The organism is Bacillus sp. FSL M8-0256 (genome assembly GCF_038005765.1).
Lineage (GTDB): Bacteria > Bacillota > Bacilli > Bacillales > Bacillaceae > Bacillus > Bacillus safensis.
Map to the genome: position 1 here is coordinate 14,396 of NZ_JBBOTU010000001.1, position 20,405 is coordinate 34,800.

Sequence of the window (20,405 nt, forward strand, 5' to 3'; positions counted from 1 at the left end):
TCTCCATCAGGTTTGGTGGCGATAGCGAAGAGGTCACACCCGTTCCCATACCGAACACGGAAGTTAAGCTCTTCAGCGCCGATGGTAGTTGGGGGTTTCCCCCTGTGAGAGTAGGACGCCGCCAAGCTTCTATAAGGATCAGTTCCAGTCGGAACTGGTCTTTTTTGTGTTTTCTTCTAACAGCATCATGATGTAAGCTGGGAACTTCTCTTCTGCAATCTCCATGTAGCGTTCAATCATGACGTAATCATCGCTAATGTACTGAGACAGCAGCTCGTACCACCATTCTGTTTCGTAGCGGGCAATCATACTAAGGTTATACATCAACAAGTAATGGCTGATGATCTCAGGAATCCCTAGAAAAGCATCTCGTGTTGAGGGTATAAACCATTGATCCATTTCTAAATCATAATGAAGATGAGTAGCAAGTGCTGGGTTTTCTTCCAGAAATACATCAAACGTCAGTTTTTTAGCCTCTCTCTGTTTGAGTTTCCAGCTTGTATGAAACTCAAAGTATTCAATAAAGCGTTCAGCAGACATGTTATAAAGTAATGGAATATGATCTTGAATCATCATTCCATTAGCCTTTTCTACTTTAACTAAAGTCGAGGGCTGCTTTTGAAACTCCAGAATATGACTCATTTCAGGTATTTTAGACAGGAGATGGATCATCGTAAATCGCTCATCTTCAAGACCATTTAATTGAAATAGATGCTTTAACACATGCATACACAGCCCATTTCTTTGGATTTTCACCTCATCTTCACTAAAACGGTAATGCTGTTTCTTCCTCTTTCTCGATGTTACGCCATGAGCTAAAACAGAGGTTTGAGAAGGATAATGGGGGTCCACTGTCAGCAAACATGCTTTTAGCAGCTGTGCCATTCCATAAAACAATAAAATAGGTTTAAGTTCTAGAGGCGCGATCGCAGCCTGTTCATAAAACGTGTGGCCATGTTTTAGAAAGTAAATAAATCGTTCACAGTTTTTATAGGCTTGCTGGTTTGCATCTTGAATGTTCCGTTTCTCATATTGTTGAAATAGAAACTTTTGGGAGGTTTCGAGCGAGTAAAAACGTTTTAAATCCTTCCATCCTGAACTTTTCATCTTCTTCCTCAACTCTCTTTATATTTTCTAAAAATTGCAACTGTTTGTTGCTTCCTTGACATGCTGTTTGCTAGTTGATAATCTACATATAATATTTTGCCGAAAAGAGGGGGATTTACTAATGTGGGAAAGTAAATTTTCAAAAGAAGGTTTGACGTTTGACGATGTTTTGCTTGTTCCAGCAAAGTCTGAAGTACTTCCGCGTGATGTCGATTTATCAGTGGAGCTAACAAGCACATTAAAGCTAAACATTCCAATTATCAGTGCGGGAATGGACACAGTGACGGAATCACAAATGGCGATTGCAATGGCACGTCAAGGTGGTCTTGGTATTATTCATAAGAACATGTCCATTGAACAGCAAGCAGAACAGGTGGATAAAGTAAAACGTTCAGAGCGCGGCGTTATTACAAATCCATTCTTCTTAACACCAGAGCATCAAGTATTTGATGCAGAGCATTTGATGGGTAAATACCGTATTTCAGGTGTGCCGATTGTCAACAACGAACAAGACCAAAAGCTTGTTGGTATTATTACGAACCGTGACCTTCGTTTTATTTCGGATTATTCAATGAAGATTAGCGACGTGATGACAAAAGAGGAACTTGTGACAGCTTCTGTTGGTACAACATTAGAAGAAGCTGAAAAAATCCTACAGCAGTACAAGATTGAAAAATTACCTCTTTTAGATGACGAAGGAACGTTAAAAGGTCTTATCACAATCAAAGATATTGAAAAAGTGATTGAATTCCCTAACTCCTCTAAAGATGCACATGGCCGTTTAATTGTTGGTGCCGCTGTTGGTGTCACTGGCGATACAATGACACGTGTGAAAAAATTAGTTGAAGCCAATGTGGATGTCATTGTCATTGATACAGCACACGGTCATTCTCAAGGTGTTCTAAACACTGTATCGAAAATCCGTGAAACGTATCCTTCTCTTAACATCATTGCTGGTAATGTTGCAACAGCCGAAGCAACAAAAGCATTGTTTGAAGCAGGAGCAGATATTGTAAAAGTAGGTATCGGACCAGGATCTATTTGTACAACACGTGTTGTTGCAGGTGTCGGTGTACCACAAATCACAGCGATCTATGACTGTGCAACAGAAGCAAGAAAACATGGTAAAGCTATTATTGCAGATGGTGGAATTAAATATTCAGGTGATATCGTGAAAGCATTAGCATCTGGCGGACATGCTGTTATGCTGGGAAGCCTTCTAGCTGGTACATCTGAAAGCCCAGGCGAAACAGAAATTTTCCAAGGTAGACGATTTAAAGTTTACCGTGGTATGGGTTCTGTCGCTGCAATGGAAAAAGGAAGTAAAGATCGTTACTTCCAAGAAGATAATAAAAAATTCGTTCCTGAAGGTATTGAAGGCCGTACACCATACAAAGGGCCGGTCGTTGATACAGTGTATCAACTAGTTGGCGGTATTCGTTCTGGTATGGGTTATTGTGGAACAAAGGATTTACGCACTCTTAGAGAAGAAGCACAGTTCATTCGTATGACGGGTGCAGGACTTCGTGAGAGTCATCCACATGATGTACAAATTACAAAAGAATCACCAAACTACACAATTTCTTGATAAATTGTGACAATCAAATTACATTTGACAGGGTCTATGACTCTGTCTATTTTTTTTGTCTTTATTGTGATAAAATTTATACTGTTGTGTTGAGATAAGCCCTTGTGGATTACATATATATGAAAAACGTCGAAAAAAGATGAATACGGAGGTATGACGATTGAACAGCAAGATGTTGAAACAGCTTATGGTCTCTATCCTTGCATTGGCATTGATTGTTACAGCATTTACACCAATGTCCAAAGCAAAAGCTGCTGAAGATCCATTCAGTGTGAATGCGAAAGCAGCGATCCTTATTGAAGCTTCTACAGGTAAAATTCTTTATAGTAAAAACGCAGATCAAAGACTGCCTATTGCAAGTATGGCAAAAATGATGACAGAGTATCTATTACTAGAGGCAATTGCTGAAGGAAAAGTGAAATGGGATCAAAAGTATACGCCAGATGATTATGTATACGAAATTTCTCAGGACCGCAGCTTATCCAACGTTCCTTTGAGAAAAGATGGTTCGTATACAGTAAAAGAACTTTATCAAGCAACGGCTATTTATTCGGCAAATGCAGCAGCGATTGGTTTAGCAGAAGTGATCGCTGGATCAGAATCAAAGTTTGTTGAAAAAATGAACGCAAAAGCAAAAGAACTTGGTTTAACAAACTACAAATTCGTGAATGCAACTGGTCTGGAAAATAAAGACTTACATGGCCAACAGCCAAAAGGTACAGGTCCTGATGAAGAAAGTGAAGTATCTGCAAAAGATATGGCTTTGCTTGCACAGCATCTCATCAAAGACCATCCAGAAATTCTTGAAACAGCAAGTATTGCGAAAACAAAGTTCAGAGAAGGCACGGACGATGAAATGGACATGCCTAACTGGAACTTCATGCTTAAAGGACTTGTGAAGGAATATAAAGGTGTTGACGGTCTAAAAACAGGATCTACAGATTCAGCCGGTTCTAGCTTCACAGGTACAGCAAAACAAGGTGACATGCGTGTCATCGCAGTTATCTTGAATGCAAAAGGTAATCTTCATACAGCACGTTTCGACGTGGCAAAAAAACTGTTCGACTATGCGTTTAAAAACTTCACGATGAAAGAAATGTACAAAAAAGGTCAACAAATTAAAGGACATGAAAACATCGAAGTGGATAAAGGCAAAGATAAAGAAGTACCTGTTGTGACGAAAGAAGCATTTTCTGTGCCAGTAAAAAATGGTGACGAAAAGAGCTATAAAGCAAAAGTAAATATCGAGAAAAAGAACCTAGAAGCTCCTATTAAAAAAGGAACGAAGGTTGGCATGCTGACGACTTCTTATTCTGGTGATGAGAAGGACTACGGCTATTTAAATAAAGACCAATCAGGTGTTGAGCTTGTGACGAAAACAGGCGATGAAAAAGCAAACTGGTTCATCCTTGCAATGCGCGGTGTAGGTGGATTCTTCGCTGGCATTTGGGGCGGAATCGTTGACACAGTAAAAGGCTGGTTCTAATAAAAAAACTGCTCTCTATTCATGAGAGCAGTTTTTTTATCGTTAAAAGAAGAGCGATTGCTTCTGATTTTGAGGAGTGGACAAGGCTTGCTGAAAAATATCACATAACTTTTCCACGCCTTCGGTCAGTGCTTTTTCATTCACATAGGAAAAGCTGAGGCGGATATAATTCTGTTTCGGCTCTCCAGGATAGCAGACAGAGCCAGGCAGAAAAGTAATTTGCTGCTTACGTGCTTCATGTAAAAGTGCTCGTGTATCGACCCATGAAGGAAAGCTGAGCCATAAATTGAGCCCGCCCTGTGGAATTTGCCACGTTACATCTTTCGGTGCGTGCTTCGTTAACACATCCATCATCAAATCGCGTCTCACCTTCAAGGCGGTTCTTAGCTTCTTCGTATGATCAATCATTTTCTTCGATGTCAGAAACGGCAATATGGCCTTTTGTGTGAGGAGAGGGCTGCCTAAGTCATTATTGGCCTTTGCAGCTAATAAACGGTTAAATATCGAGCCTGAAGCAGTGATAATCCCTATTCTGCATCCTGGAGCCAGTGTTTTACTTAATCCTCGTAAATAAATGACGTGTCCATCATGATCCAAGCTTTTAATAGGTGCTGGCGGCTTCTTTTCAAAATAAAGCTCACGATATGGGTCATCTTCTACAATGAGACAATCTATGCTTTGAGCCAGTAAGAGAAGCTGTTTTCTGCGTTTCATCGACATACTGGCCCCTGTCGGACTGTGGAAAGTAGGAATCGTATAGATCAGCTTCGGTTTATATTTATCACAAATGCTTTGAAGCTGCTTCATGTTCATTCCTTCATGATCGACAGGGACGGTAATGATTCTTGCTCCTCTGCCCATAAAGACATCAATGGCCCCGGGATAGGTCGGTGCTTCCATGACAACCACATCATCCGGCCCAATAAACGTACGTGCCACCAAATCAAGCCCTTGCTGAGAACCACTTGTTACAAGGATATTTTCAGGGGTAGACGGCACATCCAACTTTTCTAAAAAGGACTGAATGACTTGTCGCAGCTGAAGATCACCTTGTATTTCACCATACTTCGACATGATTTGAGGATGTCTGGCTAGCACATGCTGCATTTCTTTTTCTAAATACCGGTTTGGCAAAAGACCTGGATCGATCATAGAGGAAGAAAGGTTAATGGCTTCTTCGACATAGTGATACTGGGCGAATTGAGACCGTGGTAAATAATCTGGAATCGACAACTGCCAATCGAAAGAAGTAGATGATGGAACCGGGGTCTCTGCCTGCTCTTGCTGCTCATCCACAAAAGTTCCTTTACCTTGCACTGTCGTTAAATATCCATCGTCCTTTAATCGGGTATATGCCTTAGCTGCCGTGACAAGACTCACATTGAGCTGCTTAGCTAAATCACGGACAGTTGGCAGCTTTTCTCCTTGCTGAAGCAAACCCGATTGAATGTGATCGATGATTGAAAAGTAAATTTGATTTGAAAGAGATGTATCAGAGTGCCGATGGATATCAATATGCATGAAACTCCTCCATAGAATGCAAAATTGTTATACATGAATTTTAATTGTTATAGTTGCATTATAGCATGTAAATCACACTTGAAAGAGAAAATGACATGTTTTTAGCTAAAAATCCTTTATATACAAGGGTTTATTCTTTTTTATCCGCTGGTTGAATTGTTATACTATTCTCTTTATTGTTATACTTCCTCGCTTGTATGATAAAGATGTTGAATGAATCGAATAGACAAATGGGAGGAAACTATTGTGAGCAATAAGGGAACTGAACGAGTGAAACGTGGAATGGCAGAAATGCAAAAGGGCGGCGTCATTATGGATGTCGTCAATGCGGAGCAGGCAAAAATTGCAGAAGAAGCAGGTGCGGTGGCAGTCATGGCACTAGAACGAGTACCAGCTGATATCCGTGCAGCAGGCGGTGTTGCCCGTATGGCAGACCCAAGAATCGTAGAGGAAGTACAAAATGCAGTAACGATTCCAGTCATGGCAAAAGCACGTATCGGCCACATCGTCGAGGCTCGTGTTCTTGAAGCACTTGGTGTTGATTATATCGATGAGAGTGAAGTGCTGACGCCCGCAGATGAGGAATTCCATTTAAATAAAAATGAATACACAGTACCTTTTGTCTGTGGATGCCGCGATTTAGGTGAGGCAACCCGCCGTATCGCAGAAGGCGCTTCTATGCTTCGTACAAAAGGAGAACCTGGGACAGGCAACATCGTAGAAGCTGTGCGTCATATGAGAAAGGTCAATGCTCAGATTCGTAAAGTATCGGCTATGAGTGAAGATGAACTGATGACAGAAGCCAAGAATCTTGGCGCGCCTTATGAATTATTGCTGCAAATCAAAAGAGATGGCAAGCTGCCAGTTGTGAACTTTGCTGCAGGAGGCGTTGCGACACCAGCAGATGCTGCGTTAATGATGCAGCTTGGAGCAGACGGTGTATTTGTCGGATCTGGTATTTTCAAATCAGACAATCCAGCTAAATTTGCAAAAGCAATTGTTGAAGCAACGACTCATTACACTGATTACCGTCTCATTGCAGACCTTTCAAAAGAGCTTGGAACAGCTATGAAAGGAATTGAAATTTCAAATCTACTGCCAGAAGAACGTATGCAAGAGCGTGGCTGGTAATTAAGGGAGCGCAAACGAACATGCTGACAATTGGTGTACTTGGGCTTCAAGGAGCGGTGAGAGAGCATATTCAATCGATTGAAGCCTGCGGCGCAGAAGGAAAGATCATCAAACGTGTAGAAGAGCTAGAATCCGTTGACGGTTTGATTATCCCTGGTGGAGAAAGTACGACGATGAGGAGACTTATGGATACGTACCAATTCATTGAACCGATCAAAGCGTTCGCTGCTAAAGGGAAACCGATTTTCGGGACATGTGCCGGTTTGATTATGCTGGCAAAGCATATCGAAGATCGAGAAGATGCTCATCTTGGCCTGTTAAATGTATCTGTTGCACGGAACTCTTTTGGCAGACAGGTAGACAGTTTTGAAGCAGATTTAAAAGTAAAAGGACTGGATGCGCCGTTTACAGGGGTATTTATCCGTGCGCCTCATATCATCAGCGCAGATAATGACGTAGAAATTATGGCTGAATATGATGGCAGGATTGTGATGGCGAAAGAAAACAATATCTTAGGCTGCTCTTTTCATCCAGAGCTGACAGACGATCACCGGTTAACACAGCTGTTTGTAGACATGGTGAAGTCCTACAAAACGAAGCTTGCTGTATAAAACGGTTGAAAAGAGATAAAACTTATAGTACATTAAAATCACAATCAAAGATCGAAAAAGCGTTGACGGGAAATAGTAAGAAGCCCCTCTTTCTCAGAGAGCCGATGGTTGGTGAGAATCGGTGAAAGATGCATTCTGAATCCATCCTTGAGCGAAATGCTGAAACACGAGAAGTAAGCATTTACGGTGATACCGTTACAGAGGAAAGAGGAAAGCGTGCTTCTGCATGTTTTCAATCAGGGTGGCAACGCGAGAGCTCTCGTCCCTTTCATGGGATGAGGGCTCTTTTTATTTTTCGATAAAAAAAGGAGTGTTACACATGCTTGATATTAAACAACTGCGCACGGACTTTGATCAAATCAAAGAAAAATTAGCACACCGAGGCGAAGATTTAGCGGATTTTGATAAGTTTGGTGAGCTAGATCAAAAAAGAAGAGAATTAATCGGGAAAACAGAAGAATTAAAGAGCCGAAGAAATGAAGTATCACAGCAAGTGGCCGTTCTAAAAAGAGAAAAGAAAGACGCCGATCACATTATTCAAGAAATGCGTGAGGTAGGAGATGAGATCAAGAAGCTGGATGATGAGCTAAGAACAGTAGAAGAAAGCCTGCAGCACATCCTGTTCTCAATTCCAAATATCCCTCATGACTCTGTACCAGTTGGTGAAACAGAAGACGACAACGTGGAAGTGAGAAAATGGGGCGAACAGCCAGCCTTCTCATTTGAGCCAAAACCACATTGGGACGTAGCTGATGAGCTAAAAATCCTTGATTTTGAACGTGCAGGAAAAGTGACAGGAAGCCGTTTCGTTTTTTATAAAGGGCTTGGTGCCCGCTTAGAGCGCGCATTGTATAACTTTATGCTCGATTTACATGTGGATGAGTTTGGTTTTACTGAAGTGCTTCCACCTTATATGGTCAACAGAGCAAGCATGACAGGAACTGGTCAGCTTCCAAAATTCGAAGAGGATGCCTTTAAAATACGTGAAGAAGATTACTTCCTCATTCCAACAGCTGAAGTGCCAATTACGAACATGCATCGTGACGAAATTCTCGAAGGTGAACAGCTGCCAATCAACTATGCAGCATTCAGTGCTTGCTTCAGATCAGAAGCTGGATCTGCTGGAAGAGATACACGTGGACTCATCCGTCAGCATCAATTTAACAAGGTAGAGCTTGTGAAATTTGTCAGACCAGAAGATTCTTATGAAGAATTAGAGAAACTAACAAATCAAGCAGAAAAAGTTCTTCAGCTATTGAACCTGCCATACCGTGTCATGAGCATGTGTACGGGAGATTTAGGATTCACAGCTGCGAAGAAATACGATATCGAAGTGTGGATTCCGAGCCAGAATACGTACCGTGAAATTTCTTCTTGCAGTAACTTCGAAGCATTCCAGGCAAGACGTGCAAACATTCGTTTCCGTCCAGAACCTAAAGCGAAGCCAGAACATGTCCACACATTAAATGGATCTGGATTAGCGGTAGGAAGAACTGTAGCGGCTATTTTAGAAAACTATCAACAAGAGGACGGCACAGTGATCATTCCTGAAGTACTGCGTCCTTATATGGGAAATAAAGAAGTGATGAAATAAGATGCCGTCAAGGCATCTTTTTCTTTTTACCAAAAGTCCTACAGTTTTCCTGAATTTAGCCGATAAAAAAATTAAAAGCTTCTAGGAAAGAAGGAATAACCTTGAATAGGCTTGACTATTATGTTGAAATGGCTCATTTACTTAGAAAGGTACTAGATGAAAGTATTCTTTTCGGCATCACAGATACAGAGAAGATACTTTGTTATTACCCGTCTAACACAATAGATTTTGGTATGAAAGTTGGAGACCCATTGAACCCAGAAGACCAAAATGTGGCGACGACATTAAGAGGACAAGAATATGACGGTCATTTACCAGAGCATTTATATGGTTATGAAATTGCTGTAAAAGGTTACCCGATTTTTGATGAAGATAGAAAAGTAATTGGCTCTTTTTTAGTGGCATTTTCACATCATCGTGAAAAGAAATTAAGCGGTTATATGGAGCAAATCAATAAAGTAGCAAAAGAACTCCAAGGTGGAATTGAGCAAATTGCTGCACATTCTCAAGAACTGGCTGCCACAAGTTTAGAAATAAGCGAACAGGCAGGAAGAGCGGAAGAGAAATCTGCGAATATTGAAGAAGTCGTCAAAACCATTGGCGGGATCGCTAGACAAACAAATCTGCTCGGTTTAAACGCTGCAATTGAAGCCGCAAGAGCAGGCGAGAACGGAAAAGGGTTTGCTGTCGTTGCTGATGAAGTTCGCAAATTATCAGATGGCTCGAAGGAAGCGGCTGAAACCATTAATACATTTTTAAAAGAAATCCAAGACAGCATTGGCACTTTGTCTGAAAACATCTCACAAATCAGCAGTTCAACAAATGAACAAGCCAAACAAGTGACAGACTTTACGAAGATTATCGAGTCATTAAATGACTTTAAAGTAGAGATGAATCAGTTTATTGAAGAAATTAGACAGGATACGAAATAGATCAAGAGCAGCCGTCAATGGCTACTTCAGCGTGTAGTCAAACCCTCGCATTCGTTGTCAGGTCTGCGCTTCGGTGCTCACGAATGTCAAATTCGCTCCGCTCCGGTGCTCGCCCTTCCTAGACTGCAAAGGTTTTCTATCACGCTGAAAAGAAGACAAAGGGCTAAAATCAAAATCATTTTAGCCCTTTGTCAACAATTTGGAGCAGCCATCAATGGCTGCTTTTTTATAGGCAAATATCATGCCGAAATCACATATTGAAATTTTTTTCGAAAAGATGTTGACTTCAAATAAAATGATATGGTATATTAATTCTTGTCGATACGGAGGAATACCCAAGTCCGGCTGAAGGGATCGGTCTTGAAAACCGACAGGGGTGTCAAAGCCCGCGGGGGTTCGAATCCCTCTTCCTCCGCCATATTGATTTTTTACCTTAGTTGAATTGAACGCAAGCATAAAAATTGGAAATTGTCAAACCGCTGCATTTCGCGAATGCAGCGGTTTTTTTATTTTGTTTTAGAGCGATTTTTTTGAATAACAGAAGCTATTTCATGAAGAATGGGATCAAGTGAGCTTTCATCATGAAGTAAGTCGTAATCTTCAATATTAATTTTAATCACTGGGCATATATCAAATTGTTCGATCCATTCCGTGTATCGAGTGTACATTTCTTCCCAATAAGCCCGGTCAGTTTGAGTTTCCATCTCTCTGCCGCGTTCCTCAATACGATGTAAAATATGATCTAAATCCCCGTGTAGATAGATGAGGACATCAGGGTGAGGGAAGTAAGGTGTCATCACCATCGCCTCAAATAGGCTTGTATACGTTTCATAATCAACCTCAGACATCGTACCTTTGTCCGCATGCATTTTTGCAAAAATGCCAGTATCCTCATAAATGGAACGATCTTGTACATATCCTCCGCCAGATTCAAAAATCCGCTTTTGCTCCTTAAAACGCTCAGCTAGGAAATAGACCTGTAAGTGGAAGCTCCATCTTTGGAAATCTGAATAAAAAGGCTCTAAATATGGGTTATCATCTACTTTTTCAAGAGAGGTTTGAAACCCTAGCTTGTCCGCTATTGTTTTGGTCATAGTTGATTTGCCGACACCAACAGTCCCGGCAATTGTGATGACTGCGTCCTTTGGTATTTCGATATTGTTCATAGCACTTGCTCCTTTATGTTCTGTACAATTTGCTGGTAATCTTGCTGTGAGGAAACGAAGTCTGTATGATCTCCTTCAATTGTAATGATAGGAAGCCCTGGCTCAGTCTGTTTTAAATGTTCAATAGCCAGCTCGTAATCTTCAATGAGTGTTTTTAAATAAGCTGGGTCAATGTCTTCTTCAAAAGAGCGTCCTCTCATCTGTATTCTTTCAAGTAAGGTGGGAAGGCTGGCTTTTATATAGATCATGGCATTTGGTTTAGGAAGATCGTCTGTTAGCAGGTGATAGATCTTTCTGTATTTATCCATGTGCTTTTTTGATAATGTTCTTTCTGCAAATATCATATTTTTATAGACGTGATAATCAGTGACAACTGGCTGCTGTTTATTCACATAGTTTTCTTCAATTGATTCTAACTGTTTGAACCGATTGCATAAAAAGAACATCTCAAGCTGAAAGCTCCATTGTTCCATATCTTCATAAAATTTATCTAAGAATGGATTTTCTTCTACAATCTCTTTTACTAAAGGAAATTGAAATTCCTTCGCAAGCATTGTAGCCAAAGTTGTTTTTCCGGCTCCAATCGGGCCTTCCACTGCAATAAAAGGGGCAGGATACATAGGCGTTCTCCTCTATCTATAAAGTTAAAGTTGTCAAACCAATGTATATTGTACCATACCCCTTCTAATAGATAGAGTGAATGGATTACGATGTCGTTCTTTTTTCAATATTAAATTGATCTGATAATAAGAGCCAATTTTGTGGGAAAGATAGACCTAATTTCCAATAAGCAATGCCGTTCAAATTTAGCTCTTTGATGAGGTTGAACTTTGCTTGAATTGATCTAGCGTCTTCGAACCAGACCTCATGCTCTTTGTTGTTGGCATCTGTATAACGAAAATGGGGTGCTTGTGCTGTTTCGTCGTATAAGATAGAGACATTGTGCTCTCTAGCAAGTGCAATTGCTTGTTGAGGACTGACGGCTTTGGCTATGGGGCCGCCCTGGACGAAAGGAAGTGTCCAATCATAGCCGTATAAATTCTGCCCCATTACAATTTTATTGGCAGGTATGACAGTTAGTGCATATTCAATGACTTGGCGGACAGGTCCAATTGGAGAGACAGCTTGTGGAGGGCCGCCGCTGTACCCCCATTCATAGGTCATCAACACAACGTGATCGACGATCTTACCGATCGCTTCATAGTCATGGGCTTCATACCATTTGCCCTTTTGCTGACTACTTGTTTTTGGTGCAAGTGCAACAGATATTGTCCATCCTTCTTGATGGAAACGGGCTGTTGCTTCTCTTAAAAATTGAATATAAGCATCTTTATCAGCAGGGCGTAAATATTCAAAATCAAAATGGATTTCCTTGAATTGATACTTTTTGGCAACACGAACAATTTCATTTAAAAATGCCGTTTTGACAGATTGATTAGTTAAAAGAATACGCCCAAGTTCATCACTGAATTTTTCATTCTCTAGATTTGTCACCACCATGGTTAATACAGTTCTGTTCTGAGCGGCAATCTGGGGTAGTTGGTCTAACGGTGGTTCTCGCAGTGTCCCATCTCTTTGTGCTTGAAAACTAAAGACGTCTAAATGGGTTAAGTATGGGGAGGCCTCTCTAGCTGCCTGCTTTAAGTTTTCACTGACTTGATTTCCCCGTGGTTCAATATAAGCATTGGAATTAATGTTCCTTTTCGGCCTTTGTGGAATATAGAGCAAGAAACGAATAGGCAGTATCGCTTCAGGCCGAATTCTGTTCACGCGTGCCAATTCTTCCACTGAGATTTGAAACCGTCTGCCAATTTGATATAGTGTGTCATTTTGTTTGACCTCATAAAATTGACCTCTAATTGGAATGACAATTGTTTGTCCAATGACGAGTTGATTTGGTGTTTCGATTTCGTTAGTACGGATGATTTCATTGACTGTCGTTTTAAAACGCATAGCAATGTCGTTTAAAGTATCTCCTCTTTTGACAACATAAATTTGAATAGTCAACGCCCCCTTTGTTATTGCTAACAATTTATGAGGGTTATAGCTAAATCATGTTTGATTTTCATTCGTGATTTCCTTAGCGGTAGTGATTTTGGCTAGAAGAACGTTCTCCATCATCGTTAAAGCGTAGTCGTTATCTCTGTCGTCGTTTGAAGCGATACAATCTTTAGGTACAATTAGATTGTATTCTCGCATGTATGCGTCATTTGCAGTGAATAAAACGCAAATGTTTCCGGCAATCCCAGTTAGAATAATGTCCTCAACACCTAATTCATTTAAGAGTGTCTCTAGTGCAGTACCGTAGAAGGCAGAATGCTTAGGTTTGATTAAGAAGTAATTATCTTTAGATGGTGTCATTTTCTCTAAAATAGGAGCGCTTCTTTCGTTTTTGCATGTTTCCATAACAGCTTGGATATCAGCCTTCCAAAGTCCGTAGTGATCGTTGATATAAATGATTGGCCAATTTTCCTTGAAAGCATGTTGTTTAAGAGCTAAAATTTTATTGGTCATTTGCTCTGTTTTTTCTGCAAGCACATGTCCCATTTCAAAATCAAAATCATTAATCATGTCGATAATAAGCAGCGCCTTTTTTTGCTTTGACAAAATAAGACCCCCTTTAAAAGATTGTGATAATATGTTAACCTCAATTTCCTTTTAAAAAACATGAAAAGAGAGCCGTGCCATGACGAAAGATGAAAAGTTTATGCAAGAAGCCATTTCTGAAGCCTTAAAAGCAGAACAAATAGGGGAAGTGCCGATTGGTGCGATCATTGTTGTTGATGATCAAATCGTGAGCCGGGCTCATAATTTAAGGGAAAGTGAGCAGCGTTCGATTGCACATGCAGAATTACTTGCTATTGATGAAGCATGTAAAGCGACAGGGAGCTGGCGTTTAGAAGATGCTGTGCTTTACGTTACGCTTGAGCCATGCCCAATGTGTGCGGGTGCTATTGTTCTCTCTAGAGTGAAAAAGGTCGTTTTTGGTGCATACGATCCAAAAGGTGGATGCGCAGGTACTTTAATGAATTTACTGGATGATGAACGGTTCAATCATCAGTCTGAAGTCATCGGTGGTGTACTTGAAAATCAGTGTGGTGAGCTGTTAAGTCAGTTCTTCAGAAATCTCCGTCAGCGAAAGAAACAAGCCAAAAGTAAATGAATGGATGTCGTTTGCAATTTGAGCTATAAGAAGGTATACTTATGTCTGCGTCACTAACAATTTAATATTCATTTTGCCGTGCTAAGCGGGGAGGTAGCGGTGCCCTGTACTCGCAATCCGCTCTAGCGAGGCCGAATCCCTTCTCGAGGTTCGTTTACTTCAAGGTCTGCCTTAAATAAGTGGTGTTGACGTCTGGGTCCTGCGCAATGGGAATTCATGAACCATGTCAGGTCCGGAAGGAAGCAGCATTAAGTGAAACCTCTCATGTGCCGCAGGGTTGCCTGGGCCGAGCTAACTGTTTAAGTAACGCTTGGGGTAGCGAATCGACAGAAGGTGCACGGTAAATCAATATTAAATGTAACTCATCTAGTTTAACTAGGTGAGTTTTTTGTTGCTGTTCAAAGAATAGCTTAACTGCTTTGGTTATACAAATAGATAAAAAGTCTTTTTGGAGCCATTTGTTTTTTTCACTAATCGCAAAAAGAACTGGTGTTCTATTTGGAGTTTCAGGTCTTTTTACAAAGCTAGAAAATACGTTTTTAATACATGGAAAGTAGAAAATCTCTAGTTGAAATCATCTTTTTGGCATATTAGAAAATAAAGGTGTGCTTTTGAATTGATCGGTGCATCATGTATAATGAAAAGGATGATAAATGGAGGAGGGCGTATTTGTGAGTTATCAAGCTTTATATCGAGTGTTCAGACCTCAAGTTTTTGAGGATGTTGTTGGACAAGAACACATCACAAAAACGTTGCAAAATGCCCTTTTGCAGAAAAAGTTTTCTCATGCTTACTTATTTTCAGGTCCTAGAGGAACAGGTAAAACAAGTGCTGCCAAAATCTTTGCTAAGGCAGTGAACTGTGAAAAGTCACCTGTTAGCGAGCCGTGTAATGAATGTGATGCCTGTAAAGGGATTACAAACGGTTCAATTTCAGACGTGATTGAAATAGATGCTGCCTCGAATAACGGGGTAGATGAAATCCGGGATATACGTGATAAAGTGAAATTTGCTCCTTCGGCGGTTACATATAAGGTTTATATTATAGATGAAGTACATATGCTCTCTATCGGTGCATTTAATGCTCTCCTTAAAACGCTGGAAGAACCGCCTGCTCATTGTATCTTTATTTTGGCTACCACAGAGCCTCATAAGATTCCTCTTACCATCATATCTCGTTGTCAGCGATTTGATTTTAAACGAATCACGACTAAAGATATTGTTGGAAGAATGGAGAAAATTGTAGATGCAGAAGGCCTTGACGTACAGGAGGGTTCGCTCGAGATTATTGCTAGTGCAGCTGATGGCGGTATGCGTGATGCACTAAGTCTCTTGGATCAAGCGATCTCATTTAGTGGTGAACAATTGACAATTGATGATGCGCTGCTCATTACAGGTGCTGTATCTCAGCATTTCATTAGTCAGCTTGCTGAAGCAATTTTTGATCAAAATATTGCCACAGCGTTAGATACATTAAATGAATTGCTCCAGCAGGGGAAAGATGCTGCTAAATTAATAGAGGATATGATTTTTTACTTTAGAGATATGCTGCTTTATAAAACGGCACCAGATCTCGAGGGGGTCCTTGAAAAGGTAAAGGTCGACGAAAGTTTCGTGGCGCTGTCAGATCGTGTGACACCTCAGTTTCTGTATGAAACCATTGAAGTCCTGAATAAAAGCCACCAAGAAATGAAATGGACAAATCATCCAAGGATTTTCTTTGAGGTAGCTGTTGTAAAGCTGTGTCAGTCAACAGCAGGATTGACACAAGGCCATGCTGAAGCTGATTTAACGGCGCTAACAGATAAAATAAACAGGCTGGAACAGGAACTATCGAGGCTAAGAGCCGAAGGTGTACCAATGTCTCCATCTCATAGCCCTCAAGAAAAAAAGGAAGCGTCTCGACCACAAACGAGTAACAAAAATGGCTATCGTGCTCCTGTCGGCCGAATTCATGAGATTCTAAAAGAAGCGAAACGGCCTGAGTTAGAAAAAATTAAAGGCAAATGGGGAGAGCTCCTTGCCCAGTTGAAACAGCAGAATAAGGTGTCTCACGCTGCGTTATTAACGGACAGTGAGCCAGTTGCGGCTGCTTCGCATGCCTTTGTTTTAAAATTCAAATTTGAAATACATTGTAAAATGGTTGCTGAAGATAAAAGCGGTGTTCGGACCAATCTTGAACAACTGCTAGAGTCTATGTTAGGAAAAAGAGTGGAATTAGTTGGCGTTCCTGACGCTCAATGGGGTAAAATAAGAGAAGAATTTTTAAGAGATCATCAGCCGGATGAACAAGCAGATGGTCAGGGAACTTCTACTGAAGAGGATCCATTGATTGCGGAAGCAAAAAAATTAGTAGGAACTGATTTAATTGAAATTAAAGATTAATAAAAATGAAAGAGAGTGGTGTTCATATGCGCGGTGGAATGGGAAATATGCAAAAAATGATGAAACAAATGCAAAAAATGCAAAAGGATATGGCGAAGGCTCAAGAAGAGCTTGCAGAAAAAGTTCTTGAAGGTACAGCTGGTGGCGGTATGGTCACTGTCAAAGTAAATGGACAAAAAGAAGTCGTTGATGTAGCAATTAATGAAGAAGTTGTTGATCCAGAAGATATTGATATGCTTCAAGATCTTGTACTTGCTGCGACAAACGATGCATTGAAAAAAGTCGATGAGCTAACGAATGAAACGATGGGTCAATTCACAAAAGGAATGAACATGCCAGGTTTATTCTAGGAGGAATAACTGAAGATGCAATATCCTGAACCAATATCAAAGCTGATTGACAGCTTTATGAAATTGCCAGGAATCGGACCGAAAACTGCGGTCCGTCTGGCTTTTTTTGTTCTTAGTATGCAGGAAGATGTCGTACTAGATTTTGCGAAGGCGCTTGTAAATGCAAAGCGTAATTTAACTTATTGTTCGGTATGCGGTCATATCACAGACCAAGATCCTTGCTATATTTGTGAAGATACAAGAAGAGATCAATCTGTTATCTGTGTAGTGCAGGATCCAAAAGATGTAATCGCAATGGAAAAAATGAAAGAATACAACGGCTTATATCATGTGCTTCATGGTGCCATTTCGCCAATGGACGGAATTGGCCCAGAGGATATTAAAATTCCTGACCTATTAAAAAGATTGCAAGACGATCAAGTGACAGAGGTGATCCTTGCAACCAATCCAAACATTGAAGGAGAAGCAACAGCCATGTATATCTCCAGATTGTTAAAACCATCAGGAATTAAACTCTCTCGCATTGCTCACGGACTTCCAGTAGGCGGGGATTTAGAGTATGCGGATGAAGTTACACTGTCTAAGGCTCTAGAAGGCAGACGTGAGATGTAGGAAGGAGAAGTACGGTACATGGGTTTTCTTCGCAGAAAATCAATTCGAAAAGAATTCGATGAGAAATTAATTCAACAGCTTTTTAAGCAAAAGGAAGAATGGAACAGACAAAAAAAGCTTGTCGCAAATAGCGTTGAGCCTTCACCGGACATTCTATTCGAATTAAAGCTTGCTCAAGCGAAGTACTTTTTCTATCTGAGAGAAGCGAAAAAGAGGAATTTACGTTTAAACAACTGGAAATAGCAGGTCTATTATACATAGTCCTCTCATATGCTTGTACTATTCATATGAAGAGGAGATGAGAGGATTATGGAACCTGTTATTGTGATCGGGTCAATTTTGCTAGCTGTGCTATTGTTGTTTATGTCAGGTGTGCAGGCGAATCCATTCAAATGGTTAGGGCTTATCGGAGTGAAGTTTATAGCAGGCGCTCTTTTTTTATTTTGCCTCAACCTATTTGGCGAGAGTCTAGGATTACATGTCTCTATTAACCCTGTAACGAGTGGAATTAGTGGTTTATTGGGTATTCCGGGCGTAGCAGCTTTAATCGTTATTGAAAAGTTTATTATTTAATGAAAAATATTATTGACTTTGATTCGATAGGGTGGTAAATTAATATACGTCGCTGATGACGAAGAAACGAAAAAACATAATAACAAAAAAGTTGTTGACACTAACAACTTGGATGTGATAAGATGTTCTAGTCGCTTCTGAAGCGGTAAACAAGTTCTTTGAAAACTAAACAAGACAAAACGTACCTGTTAATTCGAGTTTTTATAAAAAAATCCTATGATACTTCATAGGTAGTCAGTCAAACTGGCGAGGCAGGAAATGATCACATGCTAAGTTCGCTACATCGTGTAGCAACGCATGTGTGATATGCATCCTGCATACCTCGGAGAGTTTGATCCTGGCTCAGGACGAACGCTGGCGGCGTGCCTAATACATGCAAGTCGAGCGGACAGAAGGGAGCTTGCTCCCGGATGTTAGCGGCGGACGGGTGAGTAACACGTGGGTAACCTGCCTGTAAGACTGGGATAACTCCGGGAAACCGGAGCTAATACCGGATAGTTCCTTGAACCGCATGGTTCAAGGATGAAAGACGGTTTCGGCTGTCACTTACAGATGGACCCGCGGCGCATTAGCTAGTTGGTGGGGTAATGGCTCACCAAGGCGACGATGCGTAGCCGACCTGAGAGGGTGATCGGCCACACTGGGACTGAGACACGGCCCAGACTCCTACGGGAGGCAGCAGTAGGGAATCTTCCGCAATGGACGAAAGTCTGACGGAGCAACGCCGCGTGAGTGATGAAGGTTTTCGGATCGTAAAGCTCTGTTGTTAGGGAAGAACAAGTGCGAGAGTAACTGCTCGCACCTTGACGGTACCTAACCAGAAAGCCACGGCTAACTACGTGCCAGCAGCCGCGGTAATACGTAGGTGGCAAGCGTTGTCCGGAATTATTGGGCGTAAAGGGCTCGCAGGCGGTTTCTTAAGTCTGATGTGAAAGCCCCCGGCTCAACCGGGGAGGGTCATTGGAAACTGGGAAACTTGAGTGCAGAAGAGGAGAGTGGAATTCCACGTGTAGCGGTGAAATGCGTAGAGATGTGGAGGAACACCAGTGGCGAAGGCGACTCTCTGGTCTGTAACTGACGCTGAGGAGCGAAAGCGTGGGGAGCGAACAGGATTAGATACCCTGGTAGTCCACGCCGTAAACGATGAGTGCTAAGTGTTAGGGGGTTTCCGCCCCTTAGTGCTGCAGCTAACGCATTAAGCACTCCGCCTGGGGAGTACGGTCGCAAGACTGAAACTCAAAGGAATTGACGGGGGCCCGCACAAGCGGTGGAGCATGTGGTTTAATTCGAAGCAACGCGAAGAACCTTACCAGGTCTTGACATCCTCTGACAACCCTAGAGATAGGGCTTTCCCTTCGGGGACAGAGTGACAGGTGGTGCATGGTTGTCGTCAGCTCGTGTCGTGAGATGTTGGGTTAAGTCCCGCAACGAGCGCAACCCTTGATCTTAGTTGCCAGCATTCAGTTGGGCACTCTAAGGTGACTGCCGGTGACAAACCGGAGGAAGGTGGGGATGACGTCAAATCATCATGCCCCTTATGACCTGGGCTACACACGTGCTACAATGGACAGAACAAAGGGCTGCAAGACCGCAAGGTTTAGCCAATCCCATAAATCTGTTCTCAGTTCGGATCGCAGTCTGCAACTCGACTGCGTGAAGCTGGAATCGCTAGTAATCGCGGATCAGCATGCCGCGGTGAATACGTTCCCGGGCCTTGTACACACCGCCCGTCACACCACGAGAGTTTGCAACACCCGAAGTCGGTGAGGTAACCTTTATGGAGCCAGCCGCCGAAGGTGGGGCAGATGATTGGGGTGAAGTCGTAACAAGGTAGCCGTATCGGAAGGTGCGGCTGGATCACCTCCTTTCTAAGGATATATGGAGCAGCGTGCGTTTTCGTCTTGTTTAGTTTTGAAGGAACTTGCAAAAGATCCTACAACATCATATCTTCGATATGAAAGATGGGCCTGTAGCTCAGCTGGTTAGAGCGCACGCCTGATAAGCGTGAGGTCGGTGGTTCGAGTCCACTCAGGCCCACCATCTTCTATTAAATTGGGGCCTTAGCTCAGCTGGGAGAGCGCCTGCCTTGCACGCAGGAGGTCAGCGGTTCGATCCCGCTAGGCTCCACCAACGTGTTCTTTGAAAACTAGATAACAATAAGTAATACATTCACATTGAATGCAATGC

The 20,405-nt window shown here is 41.7% G+C and carries 17 protein-coding genes, 3 tRNA genes, 2 rRNA genes, 1 other RNA gene, 1 pseudogene and 1 other annotated feature; of the genes and pseudogenes, 18 read left to right on the forward strand and 6 right to left on the reverse strand.

All coding sequences use genetic code 11. The features are described 5' to 3' along the window. Positions 1–11 precede the first annotated feature (11 nt). Positions 12–127, forward strand: a 5S ribosomal RNA gene (gene rrf / locus NSQ76_RS00060). Positions 128–138: 11 nt separating this feature from the next. Here rrf and NSQ76_RS00065 read toward each other — a convergent pair. Continuing rightward, a complete protein-coding gene (locus NSQ76_RS00065) occupies positions 139–1,107 on the reverse strand; it encodes a YaaC family protein (protein ID WP_025092696.1) in 969 nt (322 codons plus the stop codon). A 121-nt stretch (positions 1,108–1,228) separates the two neighbouring features. Between NSQ76_RS00065 and guaB the strand changes: the two genes are divergently transcribed. After that, complete coding sequence (gene guaB / locus NSQ76_RS00070) at positions 1,229–2,695, forward strand: IMP dehydrogenase (protein WP_025092697.1); 1,467 nt, start codon at positions 1,229–1,231, stop codon at positions 2,693–2,695. A 160-nt stretch (positions 2,696–2,855) separates the two neighbouring features. Further along, positions 2,856–4,181: a D-alanyl-D-alanine carboxypeptidase family protein gene (locus NSQ76_RS00075; protein ID WP_024425754.1), complete on the forward strand. Its 1,326-nt coding sequence runs from the start codon at positions 2,856–2,858 to the stop codon at positions 4,179–4,181. Positions 4,182–4,223: 42 nt separating this feature from the next. Here NSQ76_RS00075 and pdxR read toward each other — a convergent pair whose 3' ends face one another. Next, positions 4,224–5,702 (reverse strand): MocR-like pyridoxine biosynthesis transcription factor PdxR, encoded by a 1,479-nt coding sequence (gene pdxR, locus NSQ76_RS00080; protein WP_171463868.1) that lies wholly within the window; start codon positions 5,700–5,702, stop codon positions 4,224–4,226. Between the two features lie 246 nt (positions 5,703–5,948). On the opposite strand from pdxR, the gene pdxS reads away from it, so the two are divergent. The 5 genes and pseudogenes from pdxS (at position 5,949) to NSQ76_RS00105 (ending at position 10,388) form a co-directional block, all read left to right on the forward strand. Continuing rightward, complete coding sequence (gene pdxS, locus NSQ76_RS00085) at positions 5,949–6,833, forward strand: pyridoxal 5'-phosphate synthase lyase subunit PdxS (RefSeq protein ID WP_024425756.1); 885 nt, start codon at positions 5,949–5,951, stop codon at positions 6,831–6,833. A gap of 20 nt (positions 6,834–6,853) precedes the next feature. Beyond that, complete coding sequence (gene pdxT / locus NSQ76_RS00090; protein WP_025092700.1) at positions 6,854–7,444, forward strand: pyridoxal 5'-phosphate synthase glutaminase subunit PdxT; 591 nt, start codon at positions 6,854–6,856, stop codon at positions 7,442–7,444. Between the two features lie 53 nt (positions 7,445–7,497). After that, positions 7,498–7,714, forward strand: a binding site (T-box leader). Between the two features lie 49 nt (positions 7,715–7,763). Then, entirely contained in the window at positions 7,764–9,038 is a 1,275-nt protein-coding gene (gene serS / locus NSQ76_RS00095) for a serine--tRNA ligase (RefSeq protein WP_024426746.1), read from the forward strand. 599 nt (positions 9,039–9,637) lie between these two features. Continuing rightward, positions 9,638–9,970, forward strand: a pseudogene (locus NSQ76_RS20925) (methyl-accepting chemotaxis protein); the annotation flags it as partial. A gap of 325 nt (positions 9,971–10,295) precedes the next feature. Further along, positions 10,296–10,388 (forward strand) — tRNA-Ser (locus NSQ76_RS00105). Positions 10,389–10,476: 88 nt separating this feature from the next. Here the strand turns inward: NSQ76_RS00105 and NSQ76_RS00110 are convergent. From NSQ76_RS00110 to NSQ76_RS00125, 4 genes are all read right to left on the reverse strand, one after another. Then, positions 10,477–11,136: a deoxynucleoside kinase gene (locus tag NSQ76_RS00110; protein WP_149126080.1), complete on the reverse strand. Its 660-nt coding sequence runs from the start codon at positions 11,134–11,136 to the stop codon at positions 10,477–10,479. Continuing rightward, positions 11,133–11,756 carry a deoxynucleoside kinase gene (locus NSQ76_RS00115; protein WP_024425759.1) on the reverse strand — a complete coding sequence of 208 codons (624 nt, stop codon included), beginning with the start codon at positions 11,754–11,756 and terminating at the stop codon, positions 11,133–11,135. The genes NSQ76_RS00110 and NSQ76_RS00115 overlap by 4 nt, the downstream gene beginning before the upstream one ends. An 85-nt stretch (positions 11,757–11,841) precedes the next feature. Further along, positions 11,842–13,089 carry a glycoside hydrolase family 18 protein gene (locus tag NSQ76_RS00120; protein WP_229137482.1) on the reverse strand — a complete coding sequence of 416 codons (1,248 nt, stop codon included), beginning with the start codon at positions 13,087–13,089 and terminating at the stop codon, positions 11,842–11,844. Positions 13,090–13,188: 99 nt separating this feature from the next. After that, a complete protein-coding gene (locus NSQ76_RS00125; protein WP_024426742.1) occupies positions 13,189–13,743 on the reverse strand; it encodes an isochorismatase family cysteine hydrolase in 555 nt (184 codons plus the stop codon). A 79-nt stretch (positions 13,744–13,822) separates the two neighbouring features. Here NSQ76_RS00125 and tadA point away from each other — a divergent pair, with 79 nt between their 5' ends. The 10 genes from tadA (at position 13,823) to NSQ76_RS00175 (ending at position 20,348) form a co-directional block, all read left to right on the forward strand. After that, positions 13,823–14,299: a tRNA adenosine(34) deaminase TadA gene (gene tadA, locus NSQ76_RS00130; protein ID WP_024426741.1), complete on the forward strand. Its 477-nt coding sequence runs from the start codon at positions 13,823–13,825 to the stop codon at positions 14,297–14,299. 76 nt (positions 14,300–14,375) lie between these two features. Then, positions 14,376–14,640, forward strand: an RNA gene (gene ffs / locus NSQ76_RS00135) — signal recognition particle sRNA large type. A 330-nt stretch (positions 14,641–14,970) separates the two neighbouring features. Further along, a complete protein-coding gene (dnaX, locus tag NSQ76_RS00140) occupies positions 14,971–16,683 on the forward strand; it encodes a DNA polymerase III subunit gamma/tau (protein WP_025092703.1) in 1,713 nt (570 codons plus the stop codon). Positions 16,684–16,709: 26 nt separating this feature from the next. Continuing rightward, positions 16,710–17,033, forward strand: coding sequence for a YbaB/EbfC family nucleoid-associated protein (locus tag NSQ76_RS00145; RefSeq protein WP_008342011.1), 324 nt, complete (start codon positions 16,710–16,712; stop codon positions 17,031–17,033). Positions 17,034–17,048: 15 nt separating this feature from the next. Further along, positions 17,049–17,645 carry a recombination protein RecR gene (recR, locus tag NSQ76_RS00150; protein ID WP_003218094.1) on the forward strand — a complete coding sequence of 199 codons (597 nt, stop codon included), beginning with the start codon at positions 17,049–17,051 and terminating at the stop codon, positions 17,643–17,645. Positions 17,646–17,663: 18 nt separating this feature from the next. Next, on the forward strand, positions 17,664–17,888 hold the full coding sequence (locus tag NSQ76_RS00155) for a YaaL family protein (RefSeq protein ID WP_024425764.1): 225 nt from the start codon (positions 17,664–17,666) through the stop codon (positions 17,886–17,888). 66 nt (positions 17,889–17,954) lie between these two features. Continuing rightward, a complete protein-coding gene (locus NSQ76_RS00160) occupies positions 17,955–18,218 on the forward strand; it encodes a pro-sigmaK processing inhibitor BofA family protein (protein ID WP_024425765.1) in 264 nt (87 codons plus the stop codon). 319 nt (positions 18,219–18,537) lie between these two features. Then, positions 18,538–20,086: ribosomal RNA gene (locus NSQ76_RS00165) — 16S ribosomal RNA — on the forward strand. A gap of 95 nt (positions 20,087–20,181) precedes the next feature. Beyond that, a tRNA-Ile gene (locus NSQ76_RS00170) sits at positions 20,182–20,258 on the forward strand. 14 nt (positions 20,259–20,272) lie between these two features. After that, positions 20,273–20,348: transfer RNA gene (locus NSQ76_RS00175), tRNA-Ala, on the forward strand. The last annotated feature ends 57 nt before the right edge of the window (positions 20,349–20,405 follow it).